Below are 25,934 nucleotides of genomic sequence, written 5' to 3'. Positions count from 1 at the left end.
GGGCGGCGACGGCGGCGGCGGAGACGGAGGCGGCGGCGACGGCGGCGGCGGCGGCGACGGCGGCTCCGGGGGCACGGGTGGCTCTCCGAACGCCGGCGGCGGTGGCGCGGGCGGCGACGGCGACGCGGCCTTCGAGGTGACGACCTACCAGAACCCCGTTCTGCCCGGTGATCACCCGGACATGAACATCTACCGGGAAGGCGACGACTTCTACCTGGTCGGGTCGAACTTCCACATGATGCCCGCCTTCGAGATCCTGCGCTCGACGGATCTCCTCCACTGGGAGCGCATGAACCGGGTGGTCCACTCCACCGCTCCCGCGCTGGAGGCGCAGCTCGGCCCGGGCCAGGGCACCTGGGGCGGCTTCATCGTCAAGGCCGGCGATGTGTACCGGGTCTATTACTCCATCGGGGCCACCCAGCATTTCTCCTCGGCGCCGAGCCTCGAGGGCCCGTGGTCAGAGCCCACCAAGGTCGACATCTTCCCCTACACGCCGCCCGGCAGCGAGACCTCGTACGAACGAGGGACCGGCTCCGACAATTCGGTGTTCGTCGATCCCGACAGCGGCAAGACGTACATGATCATCAAGAACGGTCTGTGCAAATGGGACGCGGATCACCCCAACGACTTCGGCATCAACCTGGTCACGGAGATCGATCCCGACACCGGGATGCTGCTGCCCGAGTCGAGCATCGACATGAGCTTCATCAACTGGGACCAGGAGACCGGCGGCTGCGGCGACTTCACGAATCCTGACTGGAGCAAGTGGGCCGAGGGGCCGACGATGGCCAAGCGCGGCGAGTGGTACTACTACTTCGTCTCGACGCACACGGCCTGCGGCGGCCAGCTGCACGCCTGGGCGTCGAAGAAGCTGGTCGGCAGCACCGCCGAGGACTGGACGTGGCTCGGCTACGTCCTTACCGGCGAGGAGCCGTACGCCGGCGTCCAGCACACCACGGCGCCGATCGAGCTGGAGGACGGCTCGTGGTGGGCCTTTGCCCACTCGTACGACTGCAGCAACGTGGGCACCGACGACACCAAGACCGAGAAGAACGGCGACTGGCAGGGGCTTGGCCGCGAGGGGCTGCTGCTGGAGGTGACCTGGGTCGACCAGGAGGTGAACGGGAAGACGATCCCGGTCCCGCAATACCCGACCAAGAAGGGCGATCTGTCCGCGCCCAAGCTGCCGCAGAGCGGCGTGCCCTTCCTGCTGCCCGTGAACGACGATTTCTCGTCGGCCACGATCAACCCCGCGTGGACCACCTACGGCCCGTCGGAGGACAAGTACTCGGTGGTGGATCGCCCGGGGTGGCTGCGGATCACGCCGGGTACCGGAGGGACCACGTGGGTCGTTCAGAAGGACGCGCTGCACTCGAGCAGCATGGTCGCGAAGGTCGAGTTCACGCCCACGGCCGACGGGGACGCGGCCGGCATCCGCGTGGGCAACGGCTACTGGCAGGACGAGCAGGTGCTTTCCTGCCCGACGTGGATGAACGACAGCGAGAAGTTCAGGCTCCCCGCCATCATGGACGTCTCGGTGGCGCGGGTCATGGAGGGCGAGGAAGACGTGATTCGCTTCTCCTTCCGGTCGCGCTCGGTGCAGGCCCCGGCCGAGGCGGGGGCGGCGTACAGCGAGCTTGCCGAGCCGGTCGTCGTGGGCGCGTCGGTCCCCGCTCCCTCCGGGAAAGCGGTCTGGCTGAAGCTGGTCCGCTCCGAGCACAAGGCTACGGGCTGGTTCAGCACGGATGGAGTCGAATGGACCCAGGTAGGCTCCGAGATCGACATCTCCGCGCTCGACGGGTTCTATGCCATGGCTCACACCTGGATTGGCAACCAGGCCGGCATGTTCGCGACCAATAGCCGTGCCTACTTCGACCTGTTCACCTATCGTGACGGATTCACCCCGATCCCGGCCGCGGAGGCGGACCAGGTATCCGGCGCCCACGTCGTGTCGAGCACGTCGGCGGGACGGGTGCTCGGTGATCTGCAGGACGGCGATTGGGCCATGTTCGGGAGCGTCGACCTCGGCAGCGGGGGTGTACAGTCGAAGGCGATCGCGCTGGAGGCCTCGAGCGCCGGGAACGGCGGCAGCGTGGAGGTCTGGATCGATCCGCTGGCAGGCGGCTCGATGATCGGCACCTGCGCCCTCCCGGGTACCGACGGCTGGGAGAAGTGGACGACGACGACGTGCAACGTGGCGCCCACGTCCGGCACGCACGAGGTCTACTTGAAGGTGAAGGGCGGCCAGGGCGAGCTCGTGCGCCTCGCATCGCTGCGTTTCGTGGCCACCAACTGACCTGCCCGCCACGGGTGGCAAAGCCGCCGGCGGAGTCGCCGGCGGCCGCCCCCTTCCCGGTCGGCCTGACGGCCGCGAGCAGCGAGGAAGCTGCGGCTGGACCTGAACCTCCAAGAAGTGTAGCGCCGAAGCCCGGCCGCGGAGGGCAAGGCCGCGCCGCTCGCCGTGAGCTCGAGCGATCACCCGGGCGTCATCCGGGTTGTGAACGATCTCAAGGCCGACATCGGCCGGGTCACCCAGATCGAACCGCAGGTCTCGCTCGACGAGATCCCGGCCGCTGGGTCGATTCCCAACCTGGGTCGGGCTGAAGCGCTCAACCTGGGTCGGGTCGCCGGCATTCTTGCCACACCGAGACACTTCGCGACGTCCGTCCACGGCGCGTCGGGTCCTACCCGTGTCGCGAGCGCCGAGCCGCAGGCCTGGCATACGGCTTGCGATCCTTGTGATCGCGAGCAGAGGCCGACACGATCGAGACCGCTCAACCCACCATGACCAATCGCTTCGACAGTCTGATCGCGCGCCTGCGCAGCGCATGGAAGCGGACCAAGCAGCCCACCGCCCCGCGCGCCTACCGCTGCCAGTGCGAAAGGCCGGTGTTCTTCCGCAACAGCGAATGTCTGGCCTGCAAGACGCCGCTCGGCTACGAGCCCGAGCGCGCCCAGGTCCTGCCGCTCGAGGCCGGCCCGACCGAGGGCACCTGGCAGATCTGGCACGACACGGCGGACGCGCCGCAGCTCTACAGGCGCTGCGGCAACTTCGACCTGGCGTCGGGTTGCAACTGGCTGATCCCGGCGGCGGAGGCGCCCGCGCTCTGCGCCGCGTGCCGGCTCAACCGCACCATTCCAGATCTCTCCGTCGCCGAGCACCAGGCGCAGTGGCGCCTGCTCGAGACGGCCAAACGACGGCTCGTGTCGCAGCTCCTGGCGCTGAACCTGCCGGTGAAGTCCAAGATCGGCGAGGATCCGGAGCGCGGCCTCTGCTTCGATTTCCTCGCCTCGCCGCCCGACGGGCCCAGGGTGATGACGGGCCACGCCGATGGAGTGATCACGCTGAACATCGAGGAGGCGGACGACGCCACGCGCGAGCGCACCCGCGCCGCGATGCGCGAGCCCTACCGCACGCTGCTCGGGCATTTCCGGCACGAGGTCGGCCATTATTACTGGGATCGCCTGGTGCGCGACACCGGGTGGCTGGCGCCGTTCCGGGAGCTGTTCGGCGACGAGCAGCAGGACTACGCCGCCGCGCTGAAGGCCAACTACGAGCAGGGGCCGCCGGCCGACTGGCCCGGGCGCTTCGTCAGCGCCTACGCCAGCATGCACCCGTGGGAAGACTGGGCCGAGACCTGGGCCCACTATCTCCACATGGTCGACACCGTCGATACGGCGCTCAGCTTCGGCATCGACGCCGACGAGGTGGAGCTCGACGTCGAACCATGGGGCGCGGACGCGCTGTGGCGGCCGGACGACCGAGGGGCCGGGGCCTTCCTGGGCTTCTTGAACGCCTGGGTGGAGCTGACGGCCGTGCTCAACGAGATGTCGCGCAGCATGGGCCAGCATGACTTCTACCCGTTCGTGCTGCCGCGCCCCGCCGTGGCGAAGCTGCAGTTCATCCACCTCGTGGTGAACGGGGCCTCGCCGGCGGCGCGCTAGCCGGCGGAGCGCTCACGGCACGGCGCTCGCCCGCGCCTACCGCCCGTACAGGCGCTGGAGCCGCTTCATGAACTCCGGCTTGAACACGCCGTCCACGCGGATCGAGTACCGGAAGAACGGGTCCGGCTCGACGCCGTGGTAATCCATGTCGTTGAACCAGTAGATGGGCGCGCGGACGACCGTGCGCTCCTCCCCTGCCCTGTCGCAGACATAGAACCGCTTGTCGCCGCGCGGGTCGAACGAGATGGACTGCGCCGCGCCGATCGCGCTCCCCGGCTCGGTGTCCCGGTGCGCGGGCGCGTGATCGTTCGCCTCGAGGCCGAAGATCACGCACCGCCCGATCTCGACGAACGGCAGGCCCCGGATGAACTCGACCGTCCGGGGGAACGTCGCCTTGGCCTCCGCCGAGAAGTCCTTGCCTGCGCCCGAGTGCTTGTCTTCCCAGCGATCGTTCTCGAGCAGATGATAGCAGACCTTCCAGGGGAAATAGACGCCGTAACGGTACTTCAGGTACAGCATCTGCGCCCGCGTGAGCGGGTGATCCGTCTCGTCTCCGAACGTGTACTCGCGCCGCCGGTCGGGATCGAAGGCGGACGGGTCGTCGCCGAGCGCGATGAAGTCGCAGAACTCGTCGCGCGAGAAGCCCGCGATGACCTCCCCGTAATCCATGTACGGGTCGTCGTGCACCCAGGGCGCGACCACGCCCATCCATTTCAGGCTGCCGCCGGTGTACGAGGGCTCGACGCGGCAGAGCCCGCGCACGATCTCGCGATCGAGCTCGGGGAAGCACGCCGCGTCGATCAGCGGCGACAGGTCGATGTACGGGCGGCCCCACAGGCCGCAGAGCTTGCTCATGCCGTCCTCGCTCCGAGCGGTACCCGCGCGCGACCAGGCCGTCAAACGTGCGGGCGCCGTCCTCCACCAGGGCGCAGGTCGACGGGGCGTGGCCCGGCGCGCGGATCCCTCGGTGCCGGCGCGCACAGAGGGCGCGGTCCTCCCGGTTCACGGCGTCCCAGGAGGCGCGCACGTGGCCCGGATCGAAGCCTGGCGTGAACCAGGACGAGCGGGAGGCCGCGCGCTCGGGCGTGGAGCGCTCGGGACCGAACGCCCCGGCGGCGCCCCAGAAGGAAGGGCCGTGGCGCAGACACCGAATTCGACTCTCGCCCGAAATGTTCAATCCACCGACATGAACGCGACGTCTCGCATCCAGGCATAGGCGAGTATGCCTATACATCGAGTCAGCAGGTTTGGGTACGACGTCGTGGCAGTCACCTGCATCGGGCGAACGCGGCCCCTTCGATGCATGGATGAATTGTCAATACAAGGCAATGAATGGCTTTCGCCGCTTGAAACGTCGGCGCCAAGCGGACACTGGAGAAATAAAATGAGGTCGATACCTTCCTACGCTGCTACGAAACTGAGCGTTCTCGGTCTCCTGAGCATCGGCATCTGGGCCTGCGGTGAGGCCAATGACGGTGGTACGTCCTCGACCGGCGGAGGCGGCCCTGACGGGACCACCACCAGCAGCGCGGAGACCACGGCCACGGTCGGCTCGGGCGGCGCGGCCACGACCGGCGCCGGAGGCGCGACAGCCGGGAGCACCTCGAGCAGCAGCAGCAGCAGCAGCAGCGCAAGCACCGCGGAGGCCAGCAGCTCGGCCAGCGGCGGAGAGACGGTCGGCACGGGCGGAGACCCGGCCGAATGCGTCAAGGGCCAGACCAAGGGGAATCAAGTCGCGGTCATCGGAGAGTCGTTCATCGCCGCGACGCACGGCATCACGCAGCAGATCGAGAAGCAGGCCAAGGCGAACGGCTCCCTCGCCCAGAGCGACCGCTACATCGACAACTCGGTCAGCGGCACGACGCTGGCCAACGATCAGATCCCCAGCCAGTACCGCAAAGCCGCGGAGAACGGCATGATCAAGTACGTGCTGATGGATGGGGGCGGGAACGACTGCTTGTTGAGAGGGGACGGCGACGGGGCCCTCGCGGCGGCGGAGTCGCTGTTCGAGACCATGGAGAAGGACAACGTCGAAAAGGTGGTCTATTTCTTCTATCCAGACCCCATCGGAAACAACTTCTCGTCGCTCAAGAGCTGCCTCGACACGCTCCGGCCGAAGATGAAGGCGTTGTGCGACGGGCTCACGTCGCCGAAGTGCTACTGGCTGGACCTTCGTCCGACCTGGAACGGACACAACGAATACACGCAAGACGGTATCCATCCCACCTCTGCCGGTAGCATCGCCACCGGAGATGCAGTCTGGGAAGTGATGAAGGAGAACTGCGTCGCGCAGTAGCGAGGGATCGGTCCACGGGCGACCCCACCGGCCGCGGCGCCCGCTCATGCCGTCCGCGCGCGGAGCGCCGAGAGGTACCTGCGCGCGACGATGCAGTCGAAGGCGTGGACGCCGTCTTCCACCATGGCGTAGGTCGACGGCGTGTAGCCGGGCGCGCGGATCCCGCGCTGCTGCCGCTCGCAGATGGCGCGGTCTTCCCGGTTCACCGCATCCCAGAAGGTGAACACGTCGCCCGGATCGAAGCCTTTCGTGAACGCCGCAGGGTGGAAGTACGTGTCGGCGATCACGAGCGTCCGGTCGGGCGCGCGCGGGGCGAGCCGGTACGTGAGCAGGTAGTCGGGCTGGAGGCTCGTGAGCAGGCCCGGGAAGAGCATGGCGTCGCGCACGCGCCGCCGCTCCGCCTCGGGGACGATGAGCGGCCGCGCGCCGGGCGCCGCGCTCGTCGAGACGGTGTCGGCGCCCGGCGCGAGGTCCATGACGCCGCCGAGCCACGGGCCCCCCCGGCCCCAGGACACGGCGTCGTCGCACGGGGTCAGCCGCTCCAGCGCGGGGTGCACGCGCGGGAAATGGTGAGACTCCTGGAAGTTCTCCACGCAGAGCTTCCAGTTCGCGGCGACCTCGTACTCCACCCGCCTGCCCCGCCGGAGCGAGCGCAGCCCGGGGCGCGAGAGCCAGGGCGGCGCCTCGCCGATCGCGCTCTCGAGCGGCGGCGCGCCGGGATCGAGCGTCACGAAGAGGAAGCCGAAGAGGGCGCCGGCGCGCGCCGGGAGGAGCCCGTGCGCGCCGCGGTCGAAGCCGGGCGGCGCGTGCGGCGCGGCGCGCAGCGCGCCGGAGAGCTCGTAGGTCCAGCCGTGGTACGGGCACTCGAGGTGCGCGAGGCGGCCGCACGGGCCGTCGAGCAGCGTCGCCGCCCGGTGGCGGCAGACGTTGTGGAACGCGCGGATCTCCAGATCGGCGCCGCGGAGGACGACGACGCCCGCCGGCGTGAGGGGGGCGAGCAGCCACTCTCCTGGGCGGGCGATCTCGTCCTCGCGGCCGACGCAGAGCCAGGAGCGCCCGAAGATCTCGGCCTGCTCGAAGGCAAAGACGTCCTCGTCCCAGTACGCGCGCGCGGGCAGCGGCCGGGCGCTGGGGAGCGGCGCCAGCACCGCGTCGAGATCGGCGGGGGTGAGAGGGAGCTCCGGCAAGGCGGGCGATGCTACCAGAACGAGGGCGCGGATCGCGCCGCCCGGGAGCGGCTCAGGGGGGCGGGCTGCGGATCAGCACCCGAGGATGCTGGCGTTGCCGCACGAGTAATAACACTCATCGCAGTTCACGCATGTGTCGTAGTCGAGATAGAGCTGCGCTCCATCCGGATGTCCGTCCATGCACGCGGTGAAGCAGGCGTCGTCCCCGTCCTTGCAGGTCACGGCGCACCGAGCGAACAGGATGCAGTCGTCGTTGAGGGCGCACGCATCGAGCTCATCGGCGCAGCTCCCCTGGACCGCGCATCCGACGCACCCGCTCGTGTCGCTGCCGCACTCGTCGAGGTCGTCGCAGGCCAGGGTGGCGTTGCAATCGGCGAGGTCCGTGCCCTCCTCGCAGAGACCGGTGCCTTCGGGCTCGTCGCACTCGCCGTTGTTCGTGGAAGCGCACGGCGCGCCTGCCGCGCAGTCCGCGACGTCCGTGCCCTCCTCGCAGCGCCCGGTGCCCTCGGGCTCGTCGCAGACGCCGTCCCGCACGCGGTCGCACGACGCGAGCTTGCAGTCGTCGACGTCCGTGCCCTCCTCGCAGCGCCCGGTGCCCTCGGGCTCGTCGCAGGTGCCGTTGCCGGTCAAGGGACAGGGAGAGAGGCAGTCGGCGGGGTCGGTCCCGGCCGGGCACTTGCCGGTGCCCTGGGGCTCGTCGCAGATGCCGTCACCCGCGCTGGGACAGTGGCCCGTGGGATCGAGACAGTCCAGGAGGGCCGCCGCATGGTCGTCGCAGACCTCCGCCAGGTAATGACCGTCCACGCACCGGCCCTCCAGCCGGACACAGTCGATGTACGCCGCGTGCTCGTCCTGGCAGCGCTCCTCGGCTCGCTTCGCGGCGGCCTCCTCCTCGGCCTCGCACAGGCCCTCTTTGTCGCCAGAGCAGTCCTCGCAGGCGCAGCGGGCCTCACAGACCGTCCCGTAGACCGGCCGCTCGATCTTGCCACCATCGCTCTCCGCGCCGGCGCAGGCCGCGAATAGACCGGCGATCGCTGCTGTGATCATCACGTGTCGGACACGCATGGGGGTCTCCTCATCCTCTGACTGAAATGAGAGGTCGTCCGCCGAGGCGCAGGGCGCCGACGCGACGCGGCAAGGGCAAGACGACATGGCTGGCACTGGAAGCACCAGGGCCCCCTTCACCTGCGCACACGGTGCTCGACCGCCTTTTGCTTCAGCTGCGACTGGAAAATTCGACTCAAAGAAAACGGCTACCTATACCAGCTCCGACGGCGGCCGGTCAATCATCGCGAGGCGACGCTCGGTCGAGAGCGCGTCGCGAGGCGACGCTGGGGTCGAGAGCGGGCGGGGCAGCGGCCGCCGCTGCGCTCGTGGCGACAGGGGCGGAATGGCCAACGCTTCACGGAACTCAGGAGGTGCGCTCGATGCGCTCGGGCTTGCCAACGAGCTGAGGAGCGGACGCCCGAAACCTCACGGACATCGGGAGGTGCGCTGCGGCTCGGGAAGGTGCTGAGAAGAGAAACGCGCAGGCCGGCAAGGACGGCTCGCCGGACGGGTGGAACGGGTGAGAACGAGTGGAGAAGAGAGCCTCGCGACCTCCAAAACGCGCTCCACGCACGTGGAGCGGACGCGACAATCGCGCGCGCTCGGCCGTCGAAAAGCTGCTTCGCTCGTCGTTGGCCCGGGGCGAGGAGGAGCGTGGACGAGGTAGGATGCGGACAGCGCGGGCGCCCTCCGCCCGAAAGCGCCGTGAAGGAGTAAAGAGGCGTTGGCATCCGCGCCGTTTCGACAGAAGATGCGTGCGCGCGTATCGCGCTGCGGCTCCTCGCCTCCGGCGGCCGGCGCCGCGTCACTGGACCCCTACCGGCTGGAGAACAGCGGATGAAGATGCGATCTTTGGTGTGTCTCTTCGTTCTTGGACTGATGACGACGACGGCGTGCGGCGACGACGACTCGACGGTCATCGGGACTGGGGGCGGCGGGGGTGCGGGCGGCGGCACCGGCGGCGAAGGCGCCACCTCGGCCAGCAGCACGACAGGAAACGGCGGCAGCGATACCGGCGGCGGCGGCACCGGCGGCACGGGCGGCGGCACCGGCGGCGGCGACACGGGCGGCGGCGGTGCGGGCGGCACCGGCGGCACCGGCGGCGGCACCGGCGGTGGCGATACGGGCGGCGGCGGTGCGGGCGGCACCGGCGGCACGGGCGGCGGCACCGGCGGCGGCGACACGGGCGGCGGCGGTGCGGGCGGCAGCACCACCTCGAGCTCGGCCTCCTCGAGCAGCGCCTCCTCGACCTCGGCCGCTGCCACCACCGGCGCTGGCGGCGACGGCGGCGGCAGCGCCTCCTCGACCTCGGGCGCTGCCACCACCGGCGCTGGCGGCGACGGCGGCGGCAGCGTCTCCTCGACCTCGGGCGCTGCCACCACCGGCGCTGGCGGCGACGGCGGCGGCAGCGTCTCCTCCACGACCTCGGTCACCACCGGCGCTGGCGGCGACGGCGGCGGCAGCGTCTCCTCCACGACCTCGGTCACCACGACCGCGGCCACCACGGGCGCTGGCGGCGACGGCGGCGGCAGCGTCTCCTCCACGACCTCGGTCACCACGGTCGCGGCCACCACCTCGACGACCTCCGTCACCACCGGGGGCGGCGGCGAGCCACGCGCCGACGGCGCTGCCTGCGCCACCGACGCCGAGTGCGCCAGCGGGTTCTGCCTCAGTGAGACGGAATTTGGGTTCCCCTCCGGGCACTGTACCGCCGAGTGCGCGACGGACAGCGACTGTGCCGGCGGCGGCGTCTGCGTCTACATCAACGCATCCCTCAACCTCTGCGTCGCCGAGTGTGAGACAGCGGCCAACTGCCGCGACGGCTACATGTGCGACGTCGACTCCACCTGCTGGCCGAACTGCACCAGCGACGCGCAGTGCCCGGAGGTGGGCACGTGCGACACGGAGTCGGGCGGCTGCTACCCCCCGATCGAGACGAGCCCGGACGGCAGCGCTTGCGCGCTCGATAGCGAGTGCACTGGCGACTTCTGCATCACCGAGGCCCTGAACGGCTGGCCGGGTGGCGCCTGCTCGGGCGGCTGCAACACGGACAGCGACTGCAACGGCGGTGCCTGCCTCGAGAACGCCAGCGGCTTCCGTTTCTGCATCGCCGAGTGCGCCACGTCCGGAGACTGCCGAAGCAGCTATTCGTGCCGGAATGGCCTCTGCCTTCCGGAATGCACCAGCGACGCTGAGTGCACGGAGCCGGGCTTCACCTGCAGGATGGAGGTGGGCACCTGCGCGCCGCCGCCCGGCGAGGGCGCCGACGGCGCCCCCTGCACCACCGACGGCGACTGCGCCGGCGGCTACTGCTCTCCCGACGAGTCCGGCTGGCCTGGCGGCTACTGCTGGGGCGTCTGTGACGACACGACCCCCTGCGCCGGCGGCGGGATCTGCACAGTGGACGGCTACTGCAACAGCGATTGCGCGACGTCGGCCGACTGCCGCGACGGCTATGAGTGCACGGCGGAGGGCTGCTACCCGGCGGAGTGACTCGGCGACGGGGGGGCTCGCAGGCTGGTCCGTACGACCTGACGACGGACCCCTGCGGCTCCCCTGAAGCGATGAACCTCCGCGTCGCCATGAGGCGACGACGAGGCCTCTCCGACGAGCCGACGAGGCGCGGCGCGGCTGCTCACCACTCCTGGCGCAGCCGGCGCGCGCGCGCCTCCTTCCCCGCTCCACCAGCTCTCCACGAGGCGCCGCTCGGCGCTCAGCCCTGCCCGCGCGAGCGGCGGCGGCGCAGGCCCGCGAGCGCGACCAGCGCGAGCGCTGCCGCGGCCACGGGGCCCTGGCCGGCGGCGGTCCGGCAGCCGCAGCCGCCGGCGCTCCCAGGCGCGACCCCGCCCGAGCTGGCCGCGGCCTCGGCGCTGCCCGTCGCCGCCGTGCTTCCGCTCGATCCGGCCGTGGCGCCCCTTCCCCCCTCACCTGCGCTCCCGGCGCTGCCCGTCGCCGCCGTGCTTCCGCTCGATCCGGCCGTGGCGCCCCTTCCCCCCTCGCCTGCGCTCCCGGCGCCGCCCGCCGCCTCCGCGCTCCCGCTCGATCCGGCCGTGGCGCCACCCCCGGCGGCGCCGCCCCCCGCGGCGCCCCCTCCCCCTGCAGCCGCGCTCCCGGCGCTGCTCGACGACGACGCGGTCGACGAGCCCTCCTCGCGGACCAGCGCGAGGTACGCCTCGGCGAAGCGCTCGCCGAGGAGCTGGTACGCGGCGGAGTCGAAGTGATACGCGTCGTCGGGCGATCGCACGGTGAAATCGTCCGTGTCGACCCATGCGACCCGCGGGTCCTCCTCGGCCACGGTCACCTGCGCCGCGCGCACGGCGTCGATGTTCGCCTCCTTTCCGGCGGCGATGGGCCCGCCGTTCGCGGGGTAGAGGTTGTCGCTGACCCTGCCGAGCACGACCGGGAGCCCGGGGACGCCGAGATCCGCGCGGATCGCCGCGATGAAGCCGCGCAGCGTGTTGCCATAGGAGAACGCGGCCGACCACCCTGCCTCGTTCTCGCCCTGCATCCAGACGAGCGCGGCGATCTCGTAGGGGTGCCCCTCCGACTCGAGCCTCGCCAGTGCGCCGTCGAGCCGCGTCACCTCCTCGGGATAACGGAGGGCGCGGTCGCCCTCGTACGTCGCGGAGTCCAGCTTGCCGAGGAGCGCGTGGTAGAGCTGCGATTTGTAGAGCACCTCGGGATCCGGCGCGAGGCCGCGCCCCCAGTGATCGACGAGGTTGGTGCCCCCCTGCGCCATCTTCACGATCGCGATCCGGTGCTCCGGGTACGCCGCGGCGATCGCGCGGCCGAACGTGATCTCGGGCCCGTAGCGGCGGGCTTCGCCCTTCGGCTCGAGCGGCCCCCAGTCGGCGCTCGTCGCCGCGGCGTACGGCCCTCCCTCGCGCGCGTCGGGGTTGTAGTGGTCGTACCAGACGTCCGGCTGGCTCTGGAGCTCGACCGGGAGCTGGCGGCCCACGCCGTAGCCGACCATGTTCGACTGGCCCGCGAGGACGAACACCTTCACCGGCTGCGCGATCGCGGGAGCGGAGAGGGACAGCGCGAAAGCCGCCAGGGCGATGCAAGACCGCTTCATGGCGCTGTGTATCCCCCGCGCGCGGTGGAACGTCAACGCGGCGGGATCGCGATCGACCGGAGGGAGCGCGCGGCGCCTCGTCGGCGAGCCGATCGAGGAGAGCGCGCGGAGAGACCACGACGCACGAGGATGGGAGCCTCGTTTGCGACGCGCTCGCCTCGTGTCCTCAGGACACGTATCGGGCGCTCGTGTCCCTGACAGCCGCGCGGTCCCGTCGAGCTCGCCTCGCGATCACGTCGCGTCGGGCGTCGACTGGTAGGCCGCGCTCGACGCCGCGTAGACCCCGTTGGTCGCATACGAGTAGCGGTGCGGCCGGACGTGGTGCTCCGCGTGGCGCGCGCACCAGAGCGCTGCGCCGCCCGTCTCTTGCCGGTGCTTCACGCACTCCGGGCAGGGCGGCTCGATCTCGGGGACCCGGCCGGCGGTCGCGTGATCCTTCGGCCGGACGATCCACACCGGGCAGCGCGCGAGCCGGGAGACGCGCTCTGCGACCGAGCCGAGGAGCAGCCGTTCGAGCCCGCGGTAGCCGTGCGAGCCGACGACCACGAGGTCGGCGTCCAGGTCGGCGGCGAGCTGGGCGATGTTCTCGGCCGCATCCCCGCGGCGGAAGTGGACGACGACGCGCTTCAGCCGCCCCCCGTCGAGCTTGTCGCCCATGGCGCTCACGCGCTCGCTCGCGCGCTGCTGGAGCTGCTGGAGCGCCACGTCGGGCTGGGTCGCCACCATGGGCGCCCGCGCGAGCCCGATGCCGACCCAGCTCTCGGGCTCGACGTAGACCCCGTGCACCTCGGCGTTCTCGCGACAGCAAGCGGACTCGAGCGCTTGATCAAGCGCACGGTTGCTCGGCTCCGAGAAGTCGATCCCGACGACGACGACGAACCGATTCGTTGCGTTTGCGCTCGACATGACAGCCTCCTCAGCCTCCATGCGAGGCCCCGACCAGCGGTCGCCTCGCTCTATCCATCTGCCCACTTGCCCGTCTGCCCTACACCCAGCACGCTGCATGCCAGGCGTTCCGGGCGCCGGAGAGGAGGGCTTCGCGCGCGCTGGCTCCCTGGCACGAGCGGGGCTCTTCCCGCGACCTGGACGCTCCGCGCGAGCCGCGAGCGAGCTCCTCGCGCCGCGAGCGCTGCGGGCGGGCGCCTCGCGAGGCAGCCCGCCGCCGTTTGCGCCGCGGCGCAAACGGCGCGCGGAGGCGCAGACGCGACCGCGGCGTACCAGGGCCGCCGCCGCCCGCCGGGGATCTCGCGGGCGTGGCACGAACGGTGCTCATCCCACGGCGCACCTCGAGCGAAGGACGCAGAGGCGAACGGGAGACGACGATGACAACCCTTGGACCTACCGGCGGACAGCACCAGCTCCGGCACCACACGATCCGCAGCGCGCACATCGTTGGAGACGACGGCGAGGAATCGGTCGTGGCGACCGTCTACTGCCCGTTGCGGGAGCGTTCGATGGCGGCGCGAGAGTGCGAGTCGTGCAGTCGCTTCCATGCGCTGCACTTCGACAAGGGCTCGCGCACGACGTCGGTCGTCTGCCATGCAAGCCACGCGGCGCCGGGCACGGAGGAATCGGATCCGCTGCGCAACGCGGGCGTCGACGTGGCCGTGAATCCGGAGGCGCCGCTCGCCGAGATCATGACCAAGGACGTCATCTGCATCCGAACGGAGGTCTCCCTCGACGACATCACGGCCCTGCTCGTCCGCCACGAGATCAGCGGGATGCCGGTCGTGGACGCGGCGGGCAAGCCGGTCGGCATGGTGTCGCGGGCCGACGTGCTCCGTGCAGCAGACGAGCGCGGCGACACCGAGGAGTCGCGGCGGGTGGCCTCGCGGTCGGGCGAGGTCGCGCCGCTCGAGATGAGCCAGGGCTTCCATGTCTACGAGCCCGTCAGGGTCACCGCGCGCGACGTGATGACGCCCGTCGTGGTGCAGCTGCACGAGAGCGCGAGCATCCGGCAGGCCGCGTCGCTCATGGCCTACGAGGGCGTGCACCGGCTGCCGGTCGTCTCGGACGACGGCAAGGTCGTCGGCATCCTGTCGTCGCTCGACGTGCTGCGGTGGTTCGGGCGGTGCTGCGGGTACCTGATCCCGCCGGCGCGCAAGCGGGCCTGAGGAGATGGCTCGCCGATGAAGCGTACGCGCCGCACGCCCGCTGCGTGTCGTAGCGCGGACGCCGATCCAGGCGGTCCGCATCTTGCAAACCCGCCTCGTGGCCCATCGTGGCAAACCGAGCTTGATCGAAGGGCGCCGGTTCGATCAGCTCGAATCGATCATCGCGGACGTCCAGCGCCAGGGAAGGCCTCATGAGCTCTTCGACCATTCGCATCCAGGACTGCATGACCCGGAGCCCCCACTCGATCGGCGCCGATCAGAAGGTCGGCCTCGCCCGCGCGCTCATGCGCGGACATCGCATCCGGCACCTGCCGGTGCTGAGCGGCGGCCGGCTGGTCGGCATCCTCTCCGAGCGGGACATCTACTGGATAGAGACGCTCAAGGAGCAAGAGGGGGATGAGCTCGTCGTCAGCGAGGCCATGTCGCCGTGCCCCTACGCCGTCGCGCCGAGCGCGCCGCTCTCCGAGGTGGTCCGCGAGATGGCAGAGCACAAGTATGGATCGGCGGTGGTGCTGGACGGCGCACAGGTCGTCGGCGTCTTCACGACGACCGACGCGCTCGCCGTGCTGGCCGCGCTGCTCACCGAGAGAGAGATCTCCTGACCCGAGGCTCGACCCGCGTGACGGCGCGGCCAGCCATCGCCCGCCCCGACGGCGAACGCGCTCCGTTCATCCCCCCAAGAACACCGGAAGAAGGCACACGATGCAGCAGACGATCACGGACTGGCGATCGCGCTTCGGCGACAAGATCAAGACGGCCGAGGAGGCCATCCGCGCGATCCCCCCGGGGCGGCGCATCCTCGTCGGCTCGGGCGCCGCGGAACCGACCGATCTCGTGAACGCCATGGTTCAGTCCGGCGACCACCTCGCCGGCAACGAGATCGTCCACCTGATGACCGAGGGCCCCGCGCCGTATGTCCGCCCCGGTCTCGAGCGGCGGTTCCGCCACACGGCGTTCTTCATCGGCCAGAACGTCCGCGAGGCGATCCACGAGGGGCGCGCCGACTTCATGCCGGTCTTCCTCTCCGAGATCCCGAGCCTGATCCTCTCGGGCCGGGTGGGCATCGATGTGGCCCTCATCCAGGTGAGCCCCCCGGACGCCCACGGCTTCGTCAGCCTCGGCGTCTCCGTCGATATCGTCCGCGCCGCCGTCGACTCGGCGGCTCTGGTCCTCGCCGAGGTCAACCCGCGGATGCCCCGCACCCACGGAGACTCGTTCTTGCACGTGGATCGGATAACCCACCTCGTCCCGGTGGACCGCGAGCTCCCCGAGCGCGCGATCGAGCCGCTCGACGACGTCGACCGCGCCATCGGCCGCAACGTGGCGACGCTCGTGCCCGACGGCGCGACGCTCCAGACCGGCATCGGCAAGATCCCGAACGCCGTGCTCGCCGCCCTGGGAGGCAGGAGCGACCTCGGCGTGCACACCGAGATGCTCTCCGACGGCGTGATGGATCTCGTCCAGCGCGGCGTCATCACGAACCGCAGGAAGACCCTCCTGCCGGGGAAGCTCGTGACCTCGTTCCTCCTCGGCAGCCGCGCCCTCTACGCCTGGGCCCACGAAAACCCCGTCATCGAGATGCGCGGGTCCGCCTTCACCAACGATCCGCTGACGATCGCGAGGAACGACAGGATGATCGCGATCAACGCGGCCCTCGCCGTCGATCTGACGGGCCAGGTCGCCGCCGACACGCTGATGGGCCGCTTCTTCTCCGGGATCGGGGGGCAGGTCGACTTCATCCGGGGCGCAGCGCGGAGCGCCGGCGGCAAGCCGATCATCGCGCTCCGGTCCACCGCGAAGGACGGCACGATCAGCCGGATCCAGCCGGCGTTCGAGCAGGGCGCCGGCATCGTGACGAGCCGCGGGGACGTGCACTACGTGGTGACGGAGCATGGCGTCGCGGATCTCTGGGGCCGGAACATCCGGCAGCGCGCGCTGGCGCTCATCGAGATCGCCCACCCCGATCACCGCGCCGATCTCCTCGCGGCGGCCAAGCAGCGCCGCTATGTGTTCGGCGATCCTGTCGTCTCGCGCGCGGATTCCCCCTGACGAGCGCCGGGCTCAGCCACGCATGACTCGCCGCGTCCAGACGGGAGAGCGCCGCGCGAGCCGATCGAGGCGGCCGCGGCGACCCGGCATCGCCGCGGGGAGCCCCGTGCCGCGCCCCACACATCGGCGCGCGCCTCGCCGGGCGCGCGAGGTGCGTCCCCGGATCCTGCCATGATATAGAGCGCCTCGCCCGTCCATGAGCCCTCTTGATCACAACGATGTCGCCGTGAAGCCCTCCGCCCTCGTCCCCTCGCTCGACGATCCGCTCGACGAGGGATCCGGGGCGCCGGCCGCGCCGGCCTCGGCGTACGACGCGGCGCTCCGGGAGGCCGAGGAGCTCCGCAGGCGCCCCTATGTCTCCGCGGGCCCGGAGAACATCATCCGGCAGCACAGCAAAGGCCGGATGACGATCTGGGAGCGCATCCGGGTGCTCACGCCCGAGCCGCCGCGCGTCGTCTTCGAGAACTGGGGGCCCAACCTGGACGGCGCCTCGCTGGTCACCGCGATCCTGCGCATCGGCAGCCGCGACGTGGCGCTGTACGGCCACGATTTCACGATCCGCGCGGGGTCGATGGACGCGACGAACGGCCGCAAGCTCGCGCGGCTGTTCCAGCTCGCGGGAGAGCGGGGCATCCCGCTCATCGGCCTCAACGACAGCGCCGGCGCCTACGTCCCCGCGGGCGTCGGCGGGCTCGACGGCTACGCCGAGGCGTTCGCGGCGCTGCGCAAGATCAGCGGCGTGGTCCCGAGCATCATGTGCATGTTCGGGTTCAACGCCGGCGGCGGCTCCTACCTGCCCCGGCAGGGCAGCTTCGTCATCCAGCCGGGCGGCACGTTCTTCGGCCTGACCGGGGCGGCGGTCGTCAAATCGGTCCTCGGCGAGGTGGTCTCGCCCGACGACCTCGGCGGCCCGCGCGTCCACGGCGCCTCGGGGGTGGCCGATCTCACGGTGCCAGACGAGGTGGGCGCGCTGCGCACCACCGTCCGGCTGCTCGGTTACCTGCCGAGCAACAACCGCGAGAGCGCGCCTTTCCAGCGGACGAGCGATCCGGTGGGCAGGGAGACGACCGAGATCGACACGCTCCTCCGCAGGACGATCTCGTCGCCGACCGGCTATAACACGCCGCTCGACATCAACATCATCATCCAGCGCATCTGCGATCACGGCGACTACTTCGAGGTGCAGCCGCAGCGCGCGCGCAACACGATCACCGCGTTCGGGCGGGTCGGCGGGCGCGTCGTCGGCTTCGTGGCGAACAACAGCGCTGTCGCGTCGGGCCAGATCGACGTGGCGGCCGCTTACAAGAACGCTCGCTTCATCCGCTTCTGCAACCTCTACAACATCCCGCTCCTCTTCATGGAGGACACCACAGGGTTCCTCCCGGGCAGAGAGCAAGAGGCGATGGGCATCGTGCAGGCCGGCCGGGCCATGCTCGACGCGATCATCGACGTCCGCACCCCGCGCATCCTGCTGCTCGTGCGCAACGCGTTCGGCGGCGCCTATGCCTCGTTCAACAACTACGCGACCGGCGCGGACGTCGTGCTCGCGCTCCCCACGACCCGCGTCGCCGTGATGGGCCCCGCCGGCAAGGAGTTCGTCTACAAGGACGAGCTCCGCAAGGTGCGCGCGCAGGCGAGCGCCAGGGAGAAGGCCGGCGTCAAGGAGCGGCTCGCCCGCGGCCTCGACGAGGCCAAGGCGAAGGCGGAGGCCCGCGACGAGGCCGCCGTGTGGCTGAAGGCGAGAGAGGCCGAGTTCAGCGCGCGGTACGAGCGGGAGCTCATGAACCCGCGCGAGGGGCTCAGCCTGGGCTCCATCTCGCGGCTCGTGATGCCGCGCGAGCTCCGCTCGGTGATCGCAGAGAACCTCGAGTTCCTGCTGCGGCACTACCAGCCAGGGCCGTTCACCGGCGTTCAGCGGGAGTTTCATTGATCATGGATGGATTCGAGACCAGGCGAGGTTACGACCGCAACCCGAGGGTGGTGCGCGACCGCAGGCTCGGCCGCTCGAGCTCGGCGTGGGCGCGCTCGTTCGCCGCCGACGACGTGCGGCCGCTGATCGTCTGCCGGGGCCCGATCCGGAAAGAGGCGATGGATGTCTTCGCCCAGATGGGGATCGAGCATTACGGCATCCTCCTGTCGGAGAAGGACTCGATCGTCTACACGCACGCCCTGGCGCCGGAGCTGCGCTGTCTCCACCCGGCGCACGTGCACCGCGTGAAGGACTATACCGGCGCCACCAAGGACGAGCGCGTCAAGCTGATGCAGGAGATCGTCGCGATCGCCCGTGCCGGCGGCTACACGCACGTGTTCGCGGGCTACGGCTTCATGGCCGAAGACGAGGAGTTCGTGCGCACGCTCGAGGAGGCGGGGCTCGTCTTCATCGGCCCGCGCTCGTCGGTGCAGCGCGCCGCCGGGCTCAAGGACGAGGCGAAGCGGACGGCGCTCGCGGCCGCGGTCAGCGTGACGCCCGGCATCGACGACGCGACCCGGCGGATCGTGCTCCGCAAGTGGCCCGATCACGCGGCGCTGCGCGCGGCCGCGGCGGACCGCGGGCTGCTCGGCGCGGGCGCCCCGGGCGCGCGGCTCGCCGACGGGATCCCGCTCGCCGAGGCGGCGGACGCCCTGCTCGCGGCGGCGTACGCGCGGCGCGTGGATCTCTACACGACCGACGAGCTCTGCGAGGAGCTCGAGCGGGGCGCGGCCGAGCTGCTCGCTCGCCACCCGGGGCGGCGGATCCGGCTCAAGGCCATCGGCGGCGGCGGCGGCAAGGGGCAGCGGCTCCTCGCCGGCGTCGCGCCCGACGCGGCGCCCCTCGAGGCCGCGGCGCGGGCGCGCGCGGCCGAGGTCCCCGCGCTGGCGCGGGAGATCCTCGCGGAGGTGAAGGCCGCGGGCGTCGGCGACAACAAGAACATCCTGCTCGAGCTCAACGTCGAGGAGACGCGGCACAACGAGATCCAGCTCGTCGGCAACGGCGCGTGGTGCGTCGCGCTGGGCGGGCGCGACTGCTCGCTGCAGATGCACGAGCAGAAGCTGCTCGAGGTGGCGATGACGCAGGAGGGGCTGCTCGAGGCGATCGAGCGGGCGCGCGCGGCCGGCGAGGCGCCGCGCGCGGCGTCGCTCGAGCGCGAGCGCGCGTCGCTCGCCCGGATGGAGGCCGAGGCGGAGCGGTTCGGGCAGGCGGTCGGGCTGAACTCGGCCTCGACGTTCGAGTGCATCGTCGAGGGGGATCACCACTATTTCATGGAGGTCAACACCCGTATCCAGGTCGAGCACCGGGTGTCGGAGCTCTGTTATGCCCTCCGCTTCGAGAACCCGGCCGATCCGGCCGACGCGTTCGAGGTGACCTCGCTCGTCGAGTGCATGGTCCTCCTCGCGCGCCACGGGGAGCGGCTGCCCCGGCCGATCCGCGTCCGGCGGGAAGGGTCCGCGGTGGAGGCGCGCCTCAACGCGACGAACGGCGCGCTGGAGCCCCACGCGGCCGGCATCATCGTGTCCTGGAGCGATCCGCACCCGCACGAGATCCGCGACGATCAGGGCATCTGCGTGAAGAACCCCGACACGGGGGTGTTCATGCATTACCGGGTCGCCGGCGCCTACGACAGCAACATCGCGCTCCTCGTGACCTACGGCGCCTCGCGCGAGGAGGCCTACCAGCGGATCTGCGAGATCCTGCGCACGACCACGCTGCGCGGCAGCGATCTCCACACGAACCTCCTGTTTCATTACGGGCTCGTGCACTGGTTCCTCGCGCGGAGCGTGTGGGCGAAGCCGACGACGGGCTTCGTGGTCCCCTACCTCACGCAGGTCGGCCTGCTCGCGGTGGAGCTCGGGGGGCTCGATTTCGACGTGATGTGGGCCGAGCTCGGCGCCCGTCACGAGCGCCGCCTCGCGGCGCGGGCCGGGGCCGCGGAGGCGACCGGCGGAGGAGCGCTGAAGAAGGTCTTCGCGCTGAAGGACACGCTGGTGCGCCGTCCCGTGGAGAAGATCTGCGCGGAGCCGCACCTCCTGTCGGCGTGGCTCAGCCGGAACATGGGGTCCTTCGAGATCCGATCGGGGCGGGTGCGCTGGCTCAAGAACCCGATCGAGGTACTCGCGGACACGTACTGGCTGCTCAACATGACGCCGCAGCCGCAGGCGCCCGCGGCCCACGTGATCTGGGATCACGACCAGGAGGTGCTCTCGCGGGCGCTCGGCTTCTACCGGCGCGTCGGCGAGCGGATGGGCCAGGCGGGCGGCGCGCCTTCGTGGCCCGAGCTGCGAGCGCACCTGTCCGGGGATACCGCGCCTCACGGCTACGACGCCGAGCTCTGGCGGCGGGTTCGCGGCGCGCACCTCGGCTTCCAGGCGGGGCTGGAGCTGCTCGACGCGCTGGTCCTCGCGGGGGACGCCGCGCGCTTCTTCGAGCTCCGCGCGCGGGAGGATGGCACGGTCGACATCCCCGAGCGCCTGCTCGATCGCGAGCTCTCGGCCCGCATGCGCAAGGTGCTCGCGCCGCCGCCCGCCATGCGGGCCAACGAGATCGTCGCGGTCACCGGCGGCATGTTCTACGCCCAGGAGGCGCCGGACCGGCCCCCGTTCGTGACGAAGGGCAGCCATTTCGCCGCCGGTGACCCGCTCTACGTGATCGAGGTCATGAAGATGTTCAACAAGGTGCTCGCGCCGTGCTCCGGCACCGTCGAGGAGGTGCTCATCGACGGCGGCGAGGGGACGATCGTGCAGAAGGGCCAGCCGCTCTTCCGCGTGAAGCCCGACGAGGTGCTCGTGGAGGAGGACTCGGCCGAGCGCGCGCGCCGCCGGCGCGAGACGACGCTGCGTTACGTGGACGCGATCTTCGACGCCGAGGGCGCCTGAGGCCGCGCGTGGGCCGAGGCGCCGCGGGCCGCGTCGGCCCGGTCAAGGAGCCCGAGGCCCCGCCGCGGCCGTCGAGGACCGGTGAGCGGCGCGCTTCACGGCGTCGCGCGCCGCGGCGAGCCGATCGAGCAGGCGCGCGACGGCCGGCTCGGGCAGCTCCCGGTCAGCCCACGGATACAGCCCTTCCTCCTCGTGGGCGGCGTGCTGCCGCAGCGCCCGGACGAACGCCTCCACCCGCTCTTCCCGCAAGGTGTGGAGCTCGATCGCGACCCCCATCTCCGCGATCAGCTTGCGGATGCCGAGGTGCTCGGCGCGAACGGTGCCCGCCTCCTCCGGATCGAAGCGATCGAGCACCGGCAGGAGCACCGCCTCCTCCGCCTCCATGTGCGCCGAGAGCTCGCGCTCGAACGCTCCCCACATCTCGCGCGCCGCCTCCGCATCGCCGGCATGCATCCGGTTGAGCAGGCCCTCGAACACCTCGTCCAGCCGCTGATGATCCCAGCGCAGCGCGTCGTACAGCCCCTTCTTCATGGTGTCCTCCGATCCAGGGACCGAGCATGAGACGTACCAGCGCCGAGCCCCGCCGGCAGCGCGGCGCCGCGCGGCAGGAGGTGCAAACGCCGCGCGTCGGCGCAACGCGCCGGGCGCCGCGTTCTCATGAAATTCTCATGATCGCCAGAGGTCCGGTCCAGGTTCCGGGAAGACGTTGAGGGCTGAACCGAGCGAGGTCCTCATGAACGCAGCGCATCTTCACCTCATCATCAACCACCTCCCCATCGTCGGCTTCGCCATCGCGGCGGTGCTCCTGATCCTGGCGTTCTTCCATCCCGCCGAGCGCGGCGCCTTGCGGTCCGCGGTGCTCGTGCTGGTGCTCTCGGCCGCCGGCGCCGCCGCCGCTTACCTGAGCGGCGAGCCGGCCGAGGACGTCATCGAGCGCCAGCCAGGCACCTCCGAGCAGGCCATGGAGGTCCACGAGGAGCGGGCCGGCGTGGCGACCGCGCTCGCGGGCCTGACCGCGCTCGCGGGGATGGCGGCGCTGCTGCTCGCCGAGCGCCGCCGGACGGCGCCCGGCGCGCCGGCGGCGATCACGCTCGCCGATGCGCCCGAGCGCCGGCCGACGGTGTCCAGCGCGCCGGTGGTGATCACCCTCGGAGCCGCGATCCTGACCAGCGGCGCCATGGCCTGGACCGGCGCCGCGGGCGGCGAGATCCGGCACCCAGAGACGCGCGGCGGCGCCCTGGCCGCCGAGCCTGCCCGAGGCCAGAGTGCACCGGCCAGCGAGGCGACGCCTGCCGCCGGCGCGGATCGACGCGAACGGGAAGAGGACGACGACTGAGCCCCCGGCTCGAGTACGGCGGAGACCCATGCGCATCCTGGTCATCGAAGACGAGCGCAAGATCGCGGGCTTCCTGCGCCGCGGCCTCGCCGAGGAAGGGCACCAGGTGCACGTGGAGGAGGACCTCGCAGGCGCCCGGCGCGCGCTCGCCCAGGGCGACTATGACCTCCTCCTCGTCGACCGCGCCTTGCCCGACGGTGACGGCCTGGACCTCATCCGCGAGCTCCGCCGCGGCGGCGCCGCCACCCCGGCGATCTGCCTCACCGCGCGCGACCGGGTCGGCGAGCGCGTGGAGGGCCTCCACGGCGGCGCGGACGACTACCTCCCCAAGCCGTTCTCGTTCGAGGAGCTGCTGGCGCGCATCGCCGCCGTATCGCGCCGCGCCGGGCGCAGCGAGCGCGTCGAGGTGGCCGACCTGCTGATCGATCTCGCGGCCCACCGGGTCGAGCGCGCCGGGCGGGAGATCCACCTCACGGCGAAGGAGTTCGCGCTGCTGCGCGCGCTCGCGGAGAGCGCCGGCCGGGTGCTCAGCCGCACCCGCCTGCTGGAGCGCGTCTGGGACGTGGGCCACGACCCTGGTACCAACGTCGTCGACGTGGCCATCAGCGCGCTGCGGGCCAAGGTGGATCGCGGCTTCGCGCGCCCGCTGATCCACACGGTGCGGGGCGTCGGGTATGTCCTCGAGGAGCGGCCGCGGTGAGCCGCTCGCTGGCCGATGCGCTCGTCGCGGGCGCGGTCACCGTGGTGCTCGGCGCGCTCGCAGGCGTCGGCGTCGGCACCGCCGCGCTGCTGCACGAGGCCGAGGTGCGCGCGCTCGACCGGGCGCTGCTCGCCGCGGCCCACGAGCACGCCCACCCGGAGGCCCCCGGCGCGTGGGAGGTGGAGCACAGCCGCTCGCCGGCGTCGGTGTGGGTCTCGATCCAGAGCGACCCGCGCGTCCCGGCGGATCTGGCGCGGGAAGCGCTCGCCGCGGAGCGCCCAACCGCGGGCGACGTCGGCGATCTCCGCCTCCTGGTCCTGCCGGCCGAGGTCGAGGCCGAGCGCGACGGACATGGCGAGCACGTGCTCATCGCCGCCGCTGCCCCGCGCGTCACCCTCGCGCGCAGCGTCGGCCCTTTCGCCGCCATCTACGGCGCGCTCGCCGCCGCCGCCGCGCTGACCGCGGCGCTGCTGCTCCGGCGCACGGTGCGCCGCGCGCTCGCGCCGCTCGATCGCGCGTGCGCCGAGGCCGCGCGCGTGACCGCGCTCGCGGGCGGCGACCGCCTCACCGAGGCGGGCCCGGCGGAGCTCCGCGCCCTGCTCGCCGCCGTGAACGCGCTGCTCGACCGCCTGGGCGCAGCGCACCGCGCCCAGGTCCGCTTCACCGCCGACGCGGCCCACGAGCTGCGCACCCCGGTGACGGCGATGCTCGGCGAGATCGAGGTGGCGCTGCGCCGGTCCCGCGGGGCCGAGGAGTACCGCGAGGTGCTCGACTCCGTGCGCGAGGAGGTGGAGCGCCTGCGGGGCCTCGTGGAGGGCCTGCTCGCGCTGGCCCGGGTCGACGCGGGCCAGGTCGAGCAGGGCCTCGAGCCGGCCGGCGCCGTCGCGCTGGCGGAAGAGGCCGCGGCCCGCGAGCGGCCGGGGCTGGTCCGCGCGGGCTGCGCCTTCGAGCTCGATGCGCAGGGTGACGCCGATCTGCGCGTGCACCCGGCGCTCGTGGAGGCGGCACTCTCGAATCTCCTCCGCAACGCGGCCGCCTACGCCGCGGGCGCGCCAGTGGTCCTGAGGGTCGTGCCGGAGCCCGACCGGGTGGTCTTCCAGGTCGACGATCGAGGCCCCGGCGTGCCGCCCGGCGAGCGCGACGCGGTGTTCGACCGGTTCACGCGCACCGGCGAGGGGCGGCGCCGCAACCGCGCCGGCCTCGGCCTCGGCCTGCCGCTCGCGCGCGAGGTGGCGCGCCGCCACGGCGGCGAGTGCTGGCTCGAGGCCGCGCCCGGCGGCGGCTGCCGCGCGGTGCTCACGCTGCGCCGCCCCGCGGCAGGCCTCGGGGCGCCCGCGCCGCCGGAGACCGCGCGTCGTGTGCCTTAGCTCTGCTGGGGGAAGTTGCCCCGGATCAGCAGAAAAACCGCCAAGCCGCCAAGGACGCCAAGGGGAGAGGGGAAAGCCATCTCCGCGTCCCGCGCGTACAGCTTCTGGGGGATCTGGAGCTGATCGGACGCGTCGTGCTCCCCCGGTGTGAACGGTTTGATCGTCCCACTCAGGGTCCACTCGGCGAGACATCTCTCCAGATCGCGCCGGAGGCCGCGAGCGCTCTGATAGAGATCCTCGGGCGTCTTGGAGAGGAGCCCGGAGCCGCGGCTCGCGCCTGGCCGGGCCCGTCGCTGCCACCCAGGGCGCTGGCCTGCTCCCGCGGGATGCGGTACCCTCCTTGCCGAGCGCGCTCGCGCGATGGGATGACCGACGAACCGAAGGTCAAGGGGGTGGCGTTTCGCTCCGTGGTGGCGAGCTTTGGCAAGCTGCGCGGCGAGCCTCTCCAGAAGCGCAGCCTGGATGAGATGTGTGAACCGCTGCGCGACGGCATCCGCTACGGCAGCCTCGTCTCCACCGGCTGGTACCCGATCGCCTGGTACAAGGACCTGTTCCAGGCCATCCGGCGCACGACCGGCGAAGGCAAAGAGCTCATCCACCAGATTGGCCGTCAGTGCACGCACGACGACATGAGCGGCATCTACAAGGTCATCGCGGGCCTCATCTCCCCTTCCACCCTCTTCTCCCTCGGCCAGCGCGTCTTCTCCAACTACTATTCCGCCGGCCACGTCCGTGTCCTCGAATCCCGCCGCGGCTTCACCCGCGCTCTCTGGATCGGTTGCCACGGCTTCGATGAGAACATGTGGACCGAAGTCATCGGCTCCTGCGAGCAGCTCCTCGTGATCGGCGGCGCAGACCACGTCCGCCAGCGCATCATCTCGGGCGGTGGCGACAACGATGATCACCTCGAGTTAACCGCACACTGGAGCTGAGGCTCCGTGCAGAGCGTCCGTGAAGCGATCGCGGG

Annotated in this window: 19 protein-coding genes; 13 read left to right on the top strand and 6 right to left on the bottom strand. The window is 71.4% G+C overall.

What is annotated here, in order from left to right; translation table 11 throughout:
• Positions 1-136 precede the first annotated feature (136 nt).
• A complete protein-coding gene (locus WMF34_RS17115) occupies positions 137-2,296 on the top strand; it encodes a family 43 glycosylhydrolase (protein WP_231864888.1) in 2,160 nt (719 codons plus the stop codon).
• Positions 2,297-2,784: 488 nt separating this feature from the next.
• Entirely contained in the window at positions 2,785-3,945 is a 1,161-nt protein-coding gene (locus WMF34_RS17110) for a zinc-binding metallopeptidase family protein (RefSeq protein ID WP_012235934.1), read from the top strand.
• A 36-nt stretch (positions 3,946-3,981) separates the two neighbouring features.
• On the opposite strand, the gene WMF34_RS17105 is transcribed toward WMF34_RS17110, so the two are convergent.
• Complete coding sequence (locus tag WMF34_RS17105) at positions 3,982-4,800, bottom strand: hypothetical protein (RefSeq protein WP_044965097.1); 819 nt, start codon at positions 4,798-4,800, stop codon at positions 3,982-3,984.
• Between the two features lie 529 nt (positions 4,801-5,329).
• Between WMF34_RS17105 and WMF34_RS17100 the strand changes: the two genes are divergently transcribed.
• The gene (locus WMF34_RS17100) at positions 5,330-6,241 is read left to right on the top strand and encodes an SGNH/GDSL hydrolase family protein (RefSeq protein ID WP_012235932.1); all 912 of its coding nucleotides are present in this window, start codon (positions 5,330-5,332) and stop codon (positions 6,239-6,241) included.
• A 44-nt stretch (positions 6,242-6,285) separates the two neighbouring features.
• On the opposite strand, the gene WMF34_RS17095 is transcribed toward WMF34_RS17100, so the two are convergent.
• Both WMF34_RS17095 and WMF34_RS17090 read right to left on the bottom strand, forming a co-directional pair.
• The gene (locus tag WMF34_RS17095) at positions 6,286-7,428 is read right to left on the bottom strand and encodes an aromatic ring-hydroxylating oxygenase subunit alpha (protein ID WP_012235931.1); all 1,143 of its coding nucleotides are present in this window, start codon (positions 7,426-7,428) and stop codon (positions 6,286-6,288) included.
• A 72-nt stretch (positions 7,429-7,500) separates the two neighbouring features.
• Positions 7,501-8,493, bottom strand: coding sequence for a hypothetical protein (locus WMF34_RS17090; RefSeq protein ID WP_012235930.1), 993 nt, complete (start codon positions 8,491-8,493; stop codon positions 7,501-7,503).
• 861 nt (positions 8,494-9,354) lie between these two features.
• Here WMF34_RS17090 and WMF34_RS17085 point away from each other — a divergent pair.
• Complete coding sequence (locus WMF34_RS17085) at positions 9,355-10,968, top strand: hypothetical protein (RefSeq protein WP_437993924.1); 1,614 nt, start codon at positions 9,355-9,357, stop codon at positions 10,966-10,968.
• Between the two features lie 220 nt (positions 10,969-11,188).
• Here the strand turns inward: WMF34_RS17085 and WMF34_RS17080 are convergent, their stop codons facing one another.
• Positions 11,189-12,550, bottom strand: a complete 1,362-nt coding sequence (locus tag WMF34_RS17080; protein ID WP_012235928.1) for a sialate O-acetylesterase — start codon at positions 12,548-12,550, stop codon at positions 11,189-11,191.
• A gap of 231 nt (positions 12,551-12,781) precedes the next feature.
• Entirely contained in the window at positions 12,782-13,456 is a 675-nt protein-coding gene (locus WMF34_RS17075; protein ID WP_012235927.1) for a universal stress protein, read from the bottom strand.
• 416 nt (positions 13,457-13,872) lie between these two features.
• Here WMF34_RS17075 and WMF34_RS17070 point away from each other — a divergent pair, with 416 nt between their 5' ends.
• The 5 genes from WMF34_RS17070 to WMF34_RS17050 all read left to right on the top strand — a co-directional run bounded on the left by WMF34_RS17070 (position 13,873) and on the right by WMF34_RS17050 (position 21,564).
• The gene (locus WMF34_RS17070; protein ID WP_012235926.1) at positions 13,873-14,664 is read left to right on the top strand and encodes a CBS domain-containing protein; all 792 of its coding nucleotides are present in this window, start codon (positions 13,873-13,875) and stop codon (positions 14,662-14,664) included.
• 191 nt (positions 14,665-14,855) lie between these two features.
• On the top strand, positions 14,856-15,266 hold the full coding sequence (locus WMF34_RS17065) for a CBS domain-containing protein (RefSeq protein WP_012235925.1): 411 nt from the start codon (positions 14,856-14,858) through the stop codon (positions 15,264-15,266).
• 100 nt (positions 15,267-15,366) lie between these two features.
• The gene (locus WMF34_RS17060; protein WP_012235924.1) at positions 15,367-16,713 is read left to right on the top strand and encodes an acetyl-CoA hydrolase/transferase family protein; all 1,347 of its coding nucleotides are present in this window, start codon (positions 15,367-15,369) and stop codon (positions 16,711-16,713) included.
• Positions 16,714-16,909: 196 nt separating this feature from the next.
• Positions 16,910-18,643 carry an acyl-CoA carboxylase subunit beta gene (locus WMF34_RS17055; RefSeq protein ID WP_012235923.1) on the top strand — a complete coding sequence of 578 codons (1,734 nt, stop codon included), beginning with the start codon at positions 16,910-16,912 and terminating at the stop codon, positions 18,641-18,643.
• Positions 18,644-18,645: 2 nt separating this feature from the next.
• Positions 18,646-21,564, top strand: a complete 2,919-nt coding sequence (locus tag WMF34_RS17050) for a biotin/lipoyl-containing protein (RefSeq protein WP_012235922.1) — start codon at positions 18,646-18,648, stop codon at positions 21,562-21,564.
• 42 nt (positions 21,565-21,606) lie between these two features.
• Here WMF34_RS17050 and WMF34_RS17045 read toward each other — a convergent pair whose 3' ends face one another.
• Positions 21,607-22,095, bottom strand: a complete 489-nt coding sequence (locus tag WMF34_RS17045) for a hemerythrin domain-containing protein (protein WP_012235921.1) — start codon at positions 22,093-22,095, stop codon at positions 21,607-21,609.
• A gap of 202 nt (positions 22,096-22,297) precedes the next feature.
• Between WMF34_RS17045 and WMF34_RS17040 the strand changes: the two genes are divergently transcribed.
• The 4 genes from WMF34_RS17040 (at position 22,298) to WMF34_RS17025 (ending at position 25,899) form a co-directional block, all read left to right on the top strand.
• Entirely contained in the window at positions 22,298-22,900 is a 603-nt protein-coding gene (locus WMF34_RS17040; protein WP_012235920.1) for a hypothetical protein, read from the top strand.
• 28 nt (positions 22,901-22,928) lie between these two features.
• Entirely contained in the window at positions 22,929-23,600 is a 672-nt protein-coding gene (locus WMF34_RS17035) for a winged helix-turn-helix domain-containing protein (protein ID WP_044965090.1), read from the top strand.
• A complete protein-coding gene (locus WMF34_RS17030) occupies positions 23,597-24,967 on the top strand; it encodes a sensor histidine kinase (RefSeq protein WP_012235918.1) in 1,371 nt (456 codons plus the stop codon). Before WMF34_RS17035 ends, WMF34_RS17030 begins: the two co-directional genes overlap by 4 nt.
• 365 nt (positions 24,968-25,332) lie before the next feature.
• Complete coding sequence (locus tag WMF34_RS17025) at positions 25,333-25,899, top strand: hypothetical protein (RefSeq protein ID WP_044965088.1); 567 nt, start codon at positions 25,333-25,335, stop codon at positions 25,897-25,899.
• Positions 25,900-25,934 lie beyond the last annotated feature (35 nt).

This window comes from Sorangium sp. So ce145 (assembly GCF_051525985.1).
GTDB classification, from domain to species: Bacteria; Myxococcota_A; Polyangia; order Polyangiales; family Polyangiaceae; genus Sorangium; species Sorangium cellulosum_B.
Note: the sequence above shows the minus strand (reverse complement) of the source record. Positions and strands in the feature narration are given on the sequence as shown.

Excerpts from the sequence above, each read along its gene's own strand:
- WMF34_RS17110 (WP_012235934.1), top strand. The coding sequence starts at position 2,785 with ATGACCAATCGCTTCGACAGTCTGATCGCGCGCCTGCGCAGCGCATGG.
- WMF34_RS17105 (WP_044965097.1), bottom strand. The coding sequence starts at position 4,800 with ATGAGCAAGCTCTGCGGCCTGTGGGGCCGCCCGTACATCGACCTGTCG.
- WMF34_RS17100 (WP_012235932.1), top strand. The coding sequence starts at position 5,330 with ATGAGGTCGATACCTTCCTACGCTGCTACGAAACTGAGCGTTCTCGGT.
- WMF34_RS17090 (WP_012235930.1), bottom strand. The coding sequence starts at position 8,493 with ATGCGTGTCCGACACGTGATGATCACAGCAGCGATCGCCGGTCTATTC.
- WMF34_RS17085 (WP_437993924.1), top strand. The coding sequence starts at position 9,355 with ATGACGACGACGGCGTGCGGCGACGACGACTCGACGGTCATCGGGACT.
- WMF34_RS17080 (WP_012235928.1), bottom strand. The coding sequence starts at position 12,550 with ATGAAGCGGTCTTGCATCGCCCTGGCGGCTTTCGCGCTGTCCCTCTCC.
- WMF34_RS17075 (WP_012235927.1), bottom strand. The coding sequence starts at position 13,456 with ATGTCGAGCGCAAACGCAACGAATCGGTTCGTCGTCGTCGTCGGGATC.
- WMF34_RS17070 (WP_012235926.1), top strand. The coding sequence starts at position 13,873 with ATGACAACCCTTGGACCTACCGGCGGACAGCACCAGCTCCGGCACCAC.
- WMF34_RS17065 (WP_012235925.1), top strand. The coding sequence starts at position 14,856 with ATGAGCTCTTCGACCATTCGCATCCAGGACTGCATGACCCGGAGCCCC.
- WMF34_RS17060 (WP_012235924.1), top strand. The coding sequence starts at position 15,367 with ATGCAGCAGACGATCACGGACTGGCGATCGCGCTTCGGCGACAAGATC.
- WMF34_RS17055 (WP_012235923.1), top strand. The coding sequence starts at position 16,910 with ATGAGCCCTCTTGATCACAACGATGTCGCCGTGAAGCCCTCCGCCCTC.
- WMF34_RS17050 (WP_012235922.1), top strand. The coding sequence starts at position 18,646 with ATGGATGGATTCGAGACCAGGCGAGGTTACGACCGCAACCCGAGGGTG.
- WMF34_RS17045 (WP_012235921.1), bottom strand. The coding sequence starts at position 22,095 with ATGAAGAAGGGGCTGTACGACGCGCTGCGCTGGGATCATCAGCGGCTG.
- WMF34_RS17040 (WP_012235920.1), top strand. The coding sequence starts at position 22,298 with ATGAACGCAGCGCATCTTCACCTCATCATCAACCACCTCCCCATCGTC.
- WMF34_RS17035 (WP_044965090.1), top strand. The coding sequence starts at position 22,929 with ATGCGCATCCTGGTCATCGAAGACGAGCGCAAGATCGCGGGCTTCCTG.
- WMF34_RS17025 (WP_044965088.1), top strand. The coding sequence starts at position 25,333 with ATGACCGACGAACCGAAGGTCAAGGGGGTGGCGTTTCGCTCCGTGGTG.